Origin of the sequence: uncultured Bacteroides sp. (genome assembly GCF_905207245.1) — a bacterium.
In the GTDB taxonomy this organism is placed as follows: domain Bacteria; phylum Bacteroidota; class Bacteroidia; order Bacteroidales; family Bacteroidaceae; genus Bacteroides.
Genome location: NZ_CAJLKP010000115.1, coordinates 1 through 12,539, shown reverse-complemented (window position 1 = coordinate 12,539; position 12,539 = coordinate 1). Strand labels below are relative to the sequence as shown.

Annotated in this window: 13 protein-coding genes and 1 tRNA gene; 13 read left to right on the top strand and 1 reads right to left on the bottom strand. The window is 38.2% G+C overall.

Annotated features, from left to right (window positions below):
* Positions 1-320: 320 nt before the first annotated feature.
* Positions 321-1,073 carry a NigD-like protein gene (locus QZ135_RS22845; RefSeq protein WP_294615055.1) on the top strand — a complete coding sequence of 251 codons (753 nt, stop codon included), beginning with the start codon at positions 321-323 and terminating at the stop codon, positions 1,071-1,073.
* A 198-nt stretch (positions 1,074-1,271) separates the two neighbouring features.
* Positions 1,272-2,579: a glutamine-hydrolyzing GMP synthase gene (gene guaA / locus QZ135_RS22840; RefSeq protein ID WP_294615052.1), complete on the top strand. Its 1,308-nt coding sequence runs from the start codon at positions 1,272-1,274 to the stop codon at positions 2,577-2,579.
* A 181-nt stretch (positions 2,580-2,760) separates the two neighbouring features.
* On the opposite strand, the gene QZ135_RS22835 is transcribed toward guaA, so the two are convergent.
* Positions 2,761-2,834 (bottom strand) — tRNA-Met (locus QZ135_RS22835).
* A gap of 494 nt (positions 2,835-3,328) precedes the next feature.
* On the opposite strand from QZ135_RS22835, the gene QZ135_RS22830 reads away from it, so the two are divergent.
* The 11 genes from QZ135_RS22830 to QZ135_RS22780 all read left to right on the top strand — a co-directional run.
* Complete coding sequence (locus tag QZ135_RS22830; protein ID WP_294615049.1) at positions 3,329-4,339, top strand: 6-bladed beta-propeller; 1,011 nt, start codon at positions 3,329-3,331, stop codon at positions 4,337-4,339.
* Between the two features lie 101 nt (positions 4,340-4,440).
* The gene (locus QZ135_RS22825) at positions 4,441-5,109 is read left to right on the top strand and encodes a 6-bladed beta-propeller (protein WP_294615045.1); all 669 of its coding nucleotides are present in this window, start codon (positions 4,441-4,443) and stop codon (positions 5,107-5,109) included.
* Between the two features lie 5 nt (positions 5,110-5,114).
* Complete coding sequence (locus tag QZ135_RS22820; protein ID WP_294615043.1) at positions 5,115-5,438, top strand: hypothetical protein; 324 nt, start codon at positions 5,115-5,117, stop codon at positions 5,436-5,438.
* Positions 5,439-5,576: 138 nt separating this feature from the next.
* A complete protein-coding gene (locus tag QZ135_RS22815; RefSeq protein WP_294615041.1) occupies positions 5,577-6,710 on the top strand; it encodes a helix-turn-helix domain-containing protein in 1,134 nt (377 codons plus the stop codon).
* 167 nt (positions 6,711-6,877) lie between these two features.
* Positions 6,878-7,120 (top strand): NVEALA domain-containing protein, encoded by a 243-nt coding sequence (locus QZ135_RS22810; RefSeq protein WP_294615039.1) that lies wholly within the window; start codon positions 6,878-6,880, stop codon positions 7,118-7,120.
* Positions 7,104-8,159, top strand: a complete 1,056-nt coding sequence (locus tag QZ135_RS22805; RefSeq protein ID WP_294615037.1) for a BF3164 family lipoprotein — start codon at positions 7,104-7,106, stop codon at positions 8,157-8,159. Before QZ135_RS22810 ends, QZ135_RS22805 begins: the two co-directional genes overlap by 17 nt.
* A gap of 264 nt (positions 8,160-8,423) precedes the next feature.
* Positions 8,424-8,651: an NVEALA domain-containing protein gene (locus tag QZ135_RS22800; protein ID WP_007660237.1), complete on the top strand. Its 228-nt coding sequence runs from the start codon at positions 8,424-8,426 to the stop codon at positions 8,649-8,651.
* A gap of 75 nt (positions 8,652-8,726) precedes the next feature.
* Positions 8,727-9,890, top strand: a complete 1,164-nt coding sequence (locus tag QZ135_RS22795; RefSeq protein WP_294615034.1) for a DUF4221 family protein — start codon at positions 8,727-8,729, stop codon at positions 9,888-9,890.
* A 6-nt stretch (positions 9,891-9,896) separates the two neighbouring features.
* Positions 9,897-10,793 carry a DUF1573 domain-containing protein gene (locus QZ135_RS22790; RefSeq protein WP_294615032.1) on the top strand — a complete coding sequence of 299 codons (897 nt, stop codon included), beginning with the start codon at positions 9,897-9,899 and terminating at the stop codon, positions 10,791-10,793.
* A complete protein-coding gene (gene lepB / locus QZ135_RS22785; RefSeq protein ID WP_294615030.1) occupies positions 10,777-11,688 on the top strand; it encodes a signal peptidase I in 912 nt (303 codons plus the stop codon). The genes QZ135_RS22790 and lepB overlap by 17 nt, the downstream gene beginning before the upstream one ends.
* Positions 11,685-12,539, top strand: an 855-nt coding sequence (locus QZ135_RS22780) for an O-antigen ligase family protein (RefSeq protein WP_294615028.1), incomplete at its 3' end; no start/stop codon positions are given. The genes lepB and QZ135_RS22780, both read left to right, overlap by 4 nt.

The window sequence follows — 12,539 nt, the reverse complement described above, 5'->3', positions numbered from 1 at the left end:
GCTTCCATATGAATTTCTAATTTTAGAAGTGTCAACTTATTCAGTACACTACAGTTTTTGCCTATAGAAACGCTCGTTTCCTACCTATAGGAAACTTCAATGTGTTGATTATTAATGAAATATTTATAGGTGATGATTGACAGTTTATCTATGCCCTGTTTGCCGCTCTGTAGTAAGCCGGAGAAGAGCTATACAATGCATATTGTTCTTTCTGGAGCGTTATTGTTAATTAACAATATGTCATGCAGTCTTTTCCCCCATATCTCATTTCTATAACGTAAAGAAGTTATTTTTAATGTTTAATTTGGAGGAACCACACTATGAAAATTAATTCAGTATTTAGTAAAGCACTTTTATTTGCGGGGACTATGGTTTTTGCTATAGGTTTTCAGTCCTGTCTGGACGATAATGATAACAACGGTTATTACCAAAGATATCCCAATGCTCTTGTAACGGTGAAGAGCGAAGCGGACGGTTCATTGTTTTTGCAGTTGGATGATAAGACAACATTGCTGCCGACTAATGTGAAGAAATCTCCTTTTGGAGATAAAGAAGTCAGAGCACTGGTGAATTTCGATGAGGCTGATGCACCGAGTGGCGAATACAGTAAAGCCGTGTATATAAACTGGATAGACAGTATTCTTACAAAGCCCATCGCACCGGATTTGGGAGAAGAAAATGATAAGATATACGGTACTGATCCTGTGGAGATTATAAATGACTGGGTGACTATTGCCGAAGACGGTTATCTGACGCTTCGTTTCAGGACCGTATGGGGAGGTCGTAATAAGCATTTTGTGAACCTGCTGTTGGGGCAGAGCCCGGAGAATCCTTATGAAGTAGAGTTCCGGCATAATGCGTATGAGGATGTTTATGGAGAAACAGGAGATCGTCTGGTTGCTTTTAAGCTGGACGGGCTGCCCGATACGGAAGGCAAAACGGTTAAACTGAAGCTGAAATGGAAGTCGTTCAGTGGCGAAAAGTCGGCGGAGTTTGATTATTGCACCCGTAAGTCCGTTACACCGGTTAATCCGGAGATTGCGGCGATAAGGAATAAACTGGATTTGAGATAGTTTTTTTGTGCGATTGTGATTGATAACTGGAAGGATGTCTGCATTTTGGGCATCCTTCCTTTTTTTATACTCAATTTCATTTCAAATGAAACTTTAGAGAATCAATGCATTGCCGCTTTTTTTTTAATCTTTATATTTGCGGATGAATTGAAAGTTAAGTCAAACTATTAGCAATATAATAATTAAAAAAGGAATCAGATGAAACAGGACATGATTGTCATCCTTGACTTGGGTAGTCATGAGAATACGGTATTGGCTCGCGCCATCCGTGCATTAGGAGTGTATAGTGAGATTTATCCTCACGACATCACAGTGGAAGAACTGAAAGCATTGCCCAACGTAAAGGGTATTATTATCAATGGTGGACCGAACAATGTGATTGATGGCGTTGCTATCGACGTAAATCCGGCCATCTATTCACTGGGTATTCCTGTTATGGCTGCCGGTCATGATAAGGCTACTTGTGCAGTGAAACTGGCTGAATTTACAGACGATATCGAGGCTATTAAAGCGGCCGTGAAATCTTTCGTTTTCGATACTTGCAAAGCTGAAGCCAACTGGAATATGACGAACTTTGTCAACGACCAGATTGAGTTGATTAAGCGTCAGGTGGGTGATAAGAAAGTATTACTGGCCCTGTCGGGTGGTGTTGACAGTTCTGTGGTAGCCGCTTTGTTGCTGAAAGCAATTGGCGACAACCTGGTATGTGTGCATGTCAATCATGGCCTGATGCGTAAAGGTGAATCGGAAGATGTGGTCGAAGTGTTCAGCAATCAACTGAAAGCAAACCTTGTTTATGTAGATGTTACCGACCGTTTCCTGAATAAACTGGCAGGTGTGGAAGATCCGGAACAAAAGCGTAAGATTATTGGTGGTGAGTTTATTCGTGTATTCGAAGAAGAAGCTCGCAAACTGGATGGTATCGACTTCTTAGGTCAGGGCACTATTTATCCGGATATTGTGGAAAGCGGAACGAAGACTGCCAAAATGGTGAAATCTCATCATAATGTAGGCGGGTTGCCCGAAGACCTTAAATTCCAGTTGGTAGAACCTTTGCGTCAATTGTTCAAAGATGAAGTCCGTGCCTGTGGTTTGGAACTGGGCTTACCTTACGAAATGGTTTACCGCCAGCCTTTCCCCGGTCCCGGTTTAGGTGTACGTTGTCTGGGTGCTATCACGCGCGACCGTTTGGAAGCTGTACGTGAATCCGATGCCATTCTTCGTGAGGAATTCCAGATTGCCGGATTGGATAAAAAGGTATGGCAATATTTTACGGTAGTGCCTGACTTTAAGTCTGTGGGTGTACGCGATAACGCCCGTTCTTTCGACTGGCCGGTTATTATCCGTGCCGTCAATACGGTAGATGCCATGACGGCTACCATTGAACCGGTAGAGTGGCCCATCCTGATGAAAATCACCGACCGTATTCTGAAAGAAGTGAAGAATGTAAATCGTGTTTGCTACGATATGTCGCCGAAACCGAATGCGACGATAGAGTGGGAATAAAAGAATAGAATAAGAATCGCCCCCGGAAGTTTGAAGTACACTCCAAAAGTTAGACATAAAACTTTCGGGGGCATTTTTATATAGTAACGTTTTTACGTTGCTCCACACACTATTGTACGGTCTGAAAACAAAAAAGACCGCCAAGAGTGGAAGCCTCTCAACAGTCTAAATCTTCATTTTGTAGCGGGACCCGGGATTGAACCGGGGACCTCATGATTATGAATCATGCGCTCTAACCAGCTGAGCTATCCCGCCATCGTTTCTCGATTGCGGGTGCAAAGATATAGCTTTTCTTTAAATCTCCAAAACTTTTGCGAATTTTTCTGTGCTTTTTCTTCTTTCCAAAGCTTCCGATCTCGTTTGTTTGTTCGTTTTTGTTTTACTATTGCTTGATTAAGTGGAACTTAATCAAGCTGTTCTAAACTGGAATACTTTCAAACAGGAACATGCGTTCCTTGTAGATTTATGTGAAAGCATATCGGAAGAAGACAATCCGGTTTTATTGCGGATAAAATTAAAAAGGGTGGCGCAATAAATGATATGTTTCCCCAAAAAGTAGGTGCCTGAATCCTGGGAATAAAAAAGACGTATTCATTTTTATAATTAGAAAAAAGTCTCTATCTTGACACCACAAAAGAAATTATTAATGAACTGTGGCAGGGAAGGGGAAATCCGGAAGGAGGTCGTATTTCTCATGTGCCTCTTCCTTTATCCGGAATTACGATTTCATGTAACTTAAAATTGTTTTTATGAAATATCTTTCGTCTTTTATTCTGTTTGTCCTATTATGGGGATGTTCTAATAATTCAGGCTTTGATAAGCACGTGCGTCATTCTGGTAATATAGTGAATGTGAAAGAATTAGTCCGAGAAATAGTGATAGATACTCCTCTTATTGGCAGAGGAGCAAGACCCTATATTTTAGATAAATATTTTATTTTATCCGATGGTTATTCTGAAGATAACCAAGTTTTTCTTTTTGATAAAAAGAATTTTTCATATATAGCAGGAGTAGGACATTCTGGAGAAGGCCCTGATGAGATAACAAGTTTAGGAGAACTTATGCCGGATGTGCTACATAAACGTATATATGTTGCTGATTATGGCAAGATGCAAATATCTGGTTATGATTTAGATAGTGTCTTATTAAATCCGGACTATTTACCTAAATATAAATTAGAGATGAATAAAGCAGCTACGCCGGTAATGCTTTCCTATGCCAATGATACCCTTTGTTATGCTTGTTGTATTACGGCGGAACCGGGCAAACATTTTCAAGAGTCTTTAGTTACGTGGAATATGAAAACCGGAGATATACATCCATTGATAACTGGGCATCCGGAAGTTGAAAGAAAAAGGATTCGATATGCGGTTTCCTTGGAAAAGAACTTGATAGTGGTGAGCTATGATCATCACGATTTATTAGCCACTTATGACCTTCAAGGAAACCTTAAACATTATATTTATGGTCCTGATTGGAACAATGCGACAAGTAATGCTATGATTTATTATTATGGAAGCATTTGTATTTGTAATAATCATATTATTGTAGGTTATTCGGGTGAGAGAAATCCTGATGCAGGAAATATACATGTTTCTAAACTTTTGGTCTATGATTTGGATGGTAACTATATAAAGACGTTAAATGTGGGTTACAATATCATTATATTTTGTTATGATTCAGAATATAACCGGATTATAATGGTGTTAGATGATGAGATACAATTTGCTTATCTTGACTTAGACGGTCTTCTGAACTAATATGTAAAAAACAGAAATGAAAGATGATCGAAAAAAGTGTATGGACGTTTTTAAGTTTTTCGCTTGTATGGAAAAATTGTAGTTTATTAATATCATAGCTTATGAAATTAGTGTTATCTCTTTTAGTGATTTTGTTCTGTGGGGCATGCACTTCAAAGGAAACAAATGAGAAATGGCAGAACCGGAGGGCGAGTATCGTTAATGTAAAAGACGATGTGCAGGAAATAGATACGGAAGATGTTCTGATAGGTGCTGTGGCACAACCATATATGTGTGGTGAATATTTGGCTGTCATCGATTACAAATCGTTTGATAAACTCGTACATGTGTTTGATAAACATACGTTTAAACATATATTGAGTCTTGGAGACAGAGGCCAGGGACCAACAGAAATATCCGTTATTGGATCGATTGCGTGGAATGAGAAAGAACATGATTTATATGTGACTGACAACGGACAACGTAAAATCCTTAGGTATAATTTGGATAGCCTTTTAAATGACTCGCTATATGCTCCAAGTGTTAAATTGAAATTTGGAAATATGCCCTTTCCTGATGACTATTACTATATCAATGATACATTGTCATATGGTTCGTTCGTAGAGACTACCATTTCTTCTTTTAACCAAACCAGTGGAAAATGGAATATGATAACAGGAGAAACAAAATTGATAGATTATGTTCATCCTGCAGATGAAAAGAAACGGGTCGCTTTTGCTGTCTCACCCCAATATAATACATTGGTGGAGTGCACCGGCGATATGATTTGATAAGCTTGTACAATCTGAATGGAGAGCTACAATGCAATGTGTATGGTCCTAATTGGGATAAAAATGGTGATGGAAAGGCGCATTTTAAAAATGCAACTATTTGTGATGATAAGATAGTTGTTTCATATATAGGAGAAGATTGGAATCATAATGATGGGGCGAAGGTGCTTCACGTGTTTAATATTGCAGGAGATTATTTGAAAACATTAGATATAGGATGTAGAATTAATCGTTTATGTTACGATGAGGAGAATAAGCGAATTATTATGAATTTGGATAGTGAATATCAATTTGCTTATCTTGATATAGAAAAATACTTTGATAATTAGAACCCAACAGATCGTTTCTTTTATGAATAGAAGCATTGAATTTGTTTATTTATTTTTAGATTATAGAAGAAATTGTGAATAAATGTGTTTACTTGCCTTTTTTGTGCTAAATTAGCAGATTAAAATGTTTGACGGACTATGAATAAAAAAGGCAGGACTGCGGAATCCGGTAGATTAATATGTTTGTGGATAGGAACTTTCATCTGTACTATGGTTACAGGGATATATGTCTATATCTTCTATAATAGCTATAAAGAACAGATACCGGAATGGAATGCATTGGCGAAAGAAACGTTCGTGGAGGCACTGAATCTGGAGGTGCAGAAGCGAGGGGACATTGTTGTGCCATTTGTGGCTGGTGATTCTCCTGAAGTGAAAACATTGGAAACCCCATTCAAAAGTCCTGTAACTTTGGCGAGCAAGTATGGAACGCATAGCTATGAAATACCGCGTGTGGAATTTGATAATAGTCTTATTAAAGATACCGAAAGGAGAATGTTGCTCAGCTATGTACTTGAGAAACACCCTCTGGATGCGGATGCGTTGAATTTATTTTGGGATAGTCTGTTGGTCGAGAAATCTGTAGCGGCTAATACCGGTATTCGTCTTTCAACTACTGATTTATTGAAGAAGACTTCCACCGTTTACTCTTCCGATAGCATAAAAGTGCTACAGGGAGATAGCTTGTTGTCTCGCTATATAGGATTTCGTTGTGAAGTGGAGGCAACGGGGTTTATTGCTTATGACTGGTGGCAGGTATTAAAGGTATGGCCGCCCATCATGATATTACTTTTACTTTGGCTTTGTTTTTTCCTTCTTCTCTTATATTATAAACCGATTTTTTCCTTCTTGCGGCAAAAACTGGTGAAAAAGGAAACGGTCGTCTGTATTCAAGAGAAAAAGATAATTGTTGAAAGGAAAATGCATTTGGAGGAAGAAGCCGGGCAAACCGGATTATATGAATTGGCTGACGGGACTATCCTGGATTCAGAAAAAGGCATCCTGTTGAATGGAGAAAAGACGAGGCAACTCCGGCCTCAAATAATTGTCTTGTTGAAGCTCTTTCTACGGACTGAAAATTATCGACTGACTGCAGAAGAAATTATTGAGGAACTGTGGAAAGGGAAGGGAAATTCAAATAAGCTTTATACTGTTATTCATCGTTTACGGGAAGCATTGGAAGATATCTCTTCTCTTGTTGTGGAATATAGAGATGAATATTATTGTTTGAAAATGCCCCATTCCATCGAAGAAAATACTGAAAAAGGATAAAAAACAGCCTTACCGATGCTTACCAAAAGGTCTTCAAGTAAAGTTGGTAAGTCGTTGTAAGGCAAAATAGTTGGTGTGGTAGAAAATTCCGTTTACCTTTACGGACAAATATGAGGCAACCTTGTTTGTATGCTTCATACGGATATCTAATATAAATGTAGTAGAATATGAAAAACAAAATCAAAATTGCTGTAATCAGTTTGTGCGCAGTTAGCTCAATAACTGTTTTTTGTAGTCAGAAATCTTCCGGTAAACAAATGGATGATTTGCTGTTGAGGAACGTAGAAGCTTTAGCTTGGGGTGAAGGAGGATATTCTCACTGTTTGGGGTTAGGTGATGTCGATTGCCCTTTTTCTAAAACAAAAGTTGAATATGTAATGAGCGGTTATAGTCTTGAAAACCTCTATTAATATAATATTAGTGTTTCTCTTTGCGGCTTGTACTTCCGTGCCTGATGAGAAAATGATGTCCTATGCTGATTTTCCTGAAACAAGAGAATTGACAGCCCGGACTTTGTCATTGGATTCAGCTTTGTTTCGTTATCCTTATAGGGTACGTGTACAGGACGACAAGGCTGTAGTGCTTGATTTACATGGAACGGAATATTTCTTTCATGCCTTTCACTATCCCGGCTTTCATTATTTGTCCTCTTTCGGCAAACGAGGCGATGCTCCCGAAGAGATGCTTTCAGCCGAAAATCTTCGATGGAATGGGAACTTTTTGTGGACACTTGATTCCAATAAGTCTGAATTAACTCGGTTAGGTTTTGCTTCATCTGGTGACTCATTGCTTCGGTTGGAAGCCGTGAGTCTGGATAAAGAACTGCTTCGGGCACTGGACTTTGTGCAATACGATGATTCCACCTTTATTATTCCTGACTATTCAGGTGACAGTCGCTTCTGTTTGGTAAGTCGGCAGGGTAAGTTACTCCGTAAAATAGGGACTATTCCCACTGCCAATGAGGATGCCTTGAAGAGTGCCCGTCCTGCTTTAGCGCAGGCGTGGCGAAGTTTCATTGATTACAATCCTCGTAATGGAGTGCTGGCAGCAGTTACTCAATTGGGTGAAGTTCTTGAAATTTATAATCTGAAAGATAGTACGCATATTGTACGTATTGGCCCTAATGGCGAACCGGAGTTTCAGATAGCCCAAGGTTATGGCATACCGATCGGTATCATGGGGTTCAGTGATATACAAGTGACAGATAGTGCTATTTATGTTGTCTTTCAAGGACGTGCATTTAAGGATATTATGCAGAAAGCGAAGCAAGGTATTAATTTACCGGATGGTGGACAATATATTTATGTATTCAGTTTGGAGGGTAAACCGCTTCGGAAGTACGTGTTGGACCACTATATTCATGGAATTTCAATAGATGAGCAAAAGGGTATTATAATAGTTACGGATGTGAATAAGGATGAGCCGATAATTGAATATAAATTACTTTGATTTATTTAGAAATAATATAAATAGAAGGAATAAACGGTGAACGTATTGTTGGCGCATTGCGTACTATTTGTTCTAAATACCAAAAGAGAAAGGAGGTCTTGGCAAAGGTAGTGATTAAAACTGAAATGGAAGTGTTTTTTCTGTCATTACGATAGAATGGCATGAAAAAGTTCTCACAAGATTTATAATCTTGCTTCTATGGTATAATATGAGTATTATACTTTTATTGATTGTTGGAAAATTCTTAATAAAAAGAAAAGTAACATGAAGAAATTAGTAAAAATAACTGTTGTTGTCGCATTTGCGGCAATTGCAGGATATGGCGTCTATGTAAATCAAAAAACTGACGCTTTGTCTGATTTGGCATTGGCTAATGTGGAAGCATTAGCTAATGGAGAATGGGGTACTGGATTTAATTGCCGATGGGCTGATGCAAACTATTGGTTTTGCACACCATTGGGTGATGGATTAGGTTGCCCGTGTTTTATGTAAACTGATGAGGTGTGTGATCATTGTGACTTTTTAGTGGAAATTATTACACACCTCTGTATTAATAAATGATAATGTATGATTAAATATCTATTGTCGTTATTCTTGGTCGTGTTGACATTTTCGTGCTCACCAATGGTCAATTCGGATCGATATTCGTTGGAAAGGACGGATGAAGTTCTATCTTTTCCGGTTATAGAAGAAGCTAGGATGCCTCAAATCACAGTTTTTCTTTTTAAGGACAAAGGAGAAAACTATTTAAGTTTTCAAAATTTGCCTAAAAGTGAAATCCTTATTTATTCAATGAAATCACAAAGCTTAGTCAAAAGATTGTGCTTGAATACAGAGGGAGATAATTCTGTACTCGGTGGCTTTGGAGGATATTACATAGCTGATATGGAACATATTTATATTCCAAGTATGTATGTTAGTAAAATATTTGTAGTAGACACTGCCGGAGTTGTAAAGCGGAAAATAGATTATTCAACAACTAAAGACGGACAACAGTTAAAACCTTTTATGCCAAGTGACAAATCCCAAATAGTGTTTATAGGTGACGATTTGTATATTCCTCAAACAGTAAATCTAAGGTTGGGTGATAAGGCTATAGAAAGGAGTCCGATTAAGGTGGTATTAGATACAATAGAGAATACATCGAAAGCACTTCCTATGAGATTTCCTCCCTTAATTAATTATAAAGACTTTGGAACAGTTGGTGCTTTTGGTGCTGAATATTCTTTCTGCTATGATGGGAATCGCTTTATTTATTCTTTTGATGCTGATGAGGATTTGTACTTGACAACTTCTGCGCATGAGAAAGTTGAGAAAAAGAAAGCTAAAAGTAAATACATAGATAATGTAACTGTTTTTCGTTCAATAGAAGGAAACTTTCAAAAAATGGTGAAAGCACAATGTGAACATGCTTCCTATGGTAAAATTTTGTATGATAAATACAGAGATGTTTATTATAGATTTGTGTATCCCCCATGTGATGCAAGTGATTATTCCGGCGATTATGTTGAACTGCTTCGTTCTGGCAGAAAGAGGTTTTCAATAATGATATTAGATAATAAACTGAATGTTCTTGGAGAGACTTTTTTCCCGGCATATACTTATAATCCCAACCTTTCTTTTATACTAGAAGATGGATTGTATGTCAGTCTGAGTCATATTAAGAATCCTGACTATTCTGATGATATATTACGTTTTCAGAAGTTAGAGTTAAAAGAAATTAGAATATAGATTATAATGAAATATATTCGGATTGCTCTGTTAATAATACTTGTATTGTGTATGTATGCATCTTGTAGGCAGGATACATCTAAAGAGAAGATGATTAATTTAGTCAAGAAATGGGAGAAAAAACAGGTGATTTATCCCTCAGAGACTACTTTTACAATTTATGGAGAAGATACTGTGATGGATTATGTAAAGTCGGGAGTAAAATATTCAATTGTTAGTTATATTGACTCTTTGGGATGTCTTAGTTGTAAGTTACAGGCAAAAGCTTGGAAAGGCTTTATAAAAACAATCGACTCAGTCTCGGATTATTCAATACCTGTAAATATATTTGTTCATAATAAGAACGGTGATGAATTGCTGTCAATTTTGAGAAAGGAGGCTTTTGATATCCCTATATGTTTAGATTTGAATGATTCACTTCGTCTTTTGAATGATTTTCCGGATGATATAGCATTTAGAACTTTTTTGCTTGATAAGGATAATCGAGTGGTGGCTATTGGTAACCCTATATTTAATCCTAGAATCAAAGAGCTATATCTGAATATTATTCATGACGAAGAAGTTGTAACGAGAAAAAGCAATGAAGCCCCAAAAACGGAATTGCTTATTGACAAGAATCTTGTTGATTTTGGAAGTTTTGATTGGCATAAGGAACAAAAAGGAGTTTTTGTATTTAGTAATGAGGGGGATATTCCTTTAGTCATTGAAGGGGTAATAACTTCTTGTGGTTGTACTACTGTTGATTATCCTAAAGAACCTGTTCGTCCGGGTATGAGTGTGGAATTACTTACAGTGTATAAAGCCGAGCATCCTGAATATTTTAATAAGACAATTACCGTATATTGCAATGTGGAAACTTCTCCAATAGTTTTGAGAATAACGGGAAATGCAGAGAAGCAATAATTCTCATACCAAAAGAGGCTTAGGTTGGTATATTGATAAGATTCTTAACCTATTCTTAATGCTCTTTGGGGCAGCATTGATCTGGATATTTCTTCAAGTGATATGTATTGCCACATTCAAAATTCCCAGTGACTCTATGGAGCCGTCTTTGCTTGCAGGAGATAACATCTTGGTGAATAAGGGGGTAATGGGAGGACGTTTGTTCAATGTATGGGATGCTTTAGAAGGAAAGAATGTACATATATCTCGTTTGCCGGGATTAGGGAAGATAAAAAGGAATGATGTAATAGTCTTTAATTTCCCCTATTCTAAACAGCGTTGGGATAGTGTTGCCTTTGATGTGATGAAGTATTATGTAAAGCGTTGTGTTGCATTGCCGGGAGATACATTTGAAATAAAGGATGCACGATATAAGGTGCGAGGAAAGGATACGTCTTTGGGTAATGTGGAAATGCAAGAAACGTTGATGGGTTTAGTGAAGAGAGGGAAGGCGGAAGAGCAGGGAATTGTAATGAGGGGGTATCCTTATAATTCGGCATTTACTTGGGACATAGTGAACTTTGGACCTCTTTATATTCCGGCTAAAGGGGATAACTTGAAGATGGATTCTATACATGTTATTCTATTTAAGAACATAATAGAATGGGAACAAAAAAAGAAATTGTTTGTACGTGGAGATACGGTTTTACTGAATGATAGTGTAATACAGACCTATAGCTTTATAGAAAATTATTATTTTGTAGCGGGGGATAAGGTCATGAACTCTCAAGACTCCCGTTACTGGGGATTATTGCCTGAACCTTTTATTGTGGGAAAAGCCGTCAGGATATGGAAGTCGGTAGATAATAATACAGATAGAATAAGGTGGAACCGGATATTTAAAAAAATAGAGTGATAAGGCTATGGATACATAGAGTAAAAGATGTGATGGCAGTGTCGCTGCTATTTGCTGCCGTCTGCTCCTTGTTGGGGGTGGTTGGGGTGACTACGCCCGGACTTCCTGTAGGGGAAAATATAGGGCAATGGATATGGCTTGGTAAATTTACTCTGTTTTCGGCTGCCTGTATTGTTATAACCTGCCTGTTACAACTTGTGAAGAGAGATTCCTTGAAAAAGGTGCTATGTTTCTTTCATTTTTCTGTCTATGTTTCATGGAGTTTGGTGCTTTGGGGGAGTGTCGAAGCGGTTTGGGGCTTGCGGCAATTGTATGGTTTTTCCGCTTCCGGTCACTTCCGCTATGCACTAACAGGGTCTTTCTTCAATCCGGGACCCTATGCCGGGTATCTGGCAATGGTGTTGCCTGTCTGCTTGCATTTATATTTACGTGCCCGTACTTGTAAGGAACGTTCTGTTCGCTATGAAATAGAGAAAATAGTAGTTGCTATGGCAGGTATCTTGATTCTTAGTGTGTTGCCCGCCACAATGAGCCGCTCTGCCTGGGTAGCTGCGGCGGTTGGTTGTGGTTGGGTAGCATATATGCATCGCGATAAAAGCAAATGGACTGTGTTGTGGCAGAAGTACAAAAAACGAACTGTCTTGTTGGGAATGAGTGTATTTTTTATCTTGATGCTGGGAGGTGTCGGGGCGTTTCTTCTGAAACCTGATTCTGCATTGGGCCGCCTGTTTCTATGGAAAATAACTTGTCAGGCTATTGTTAACTATCCGTCAGGTTGTGACAAGGGATTCGCTTTTGCTTATGGTGAGGCGCAGGAGGATTATTTTGCTCAAGGCAACTATGCCGCATGG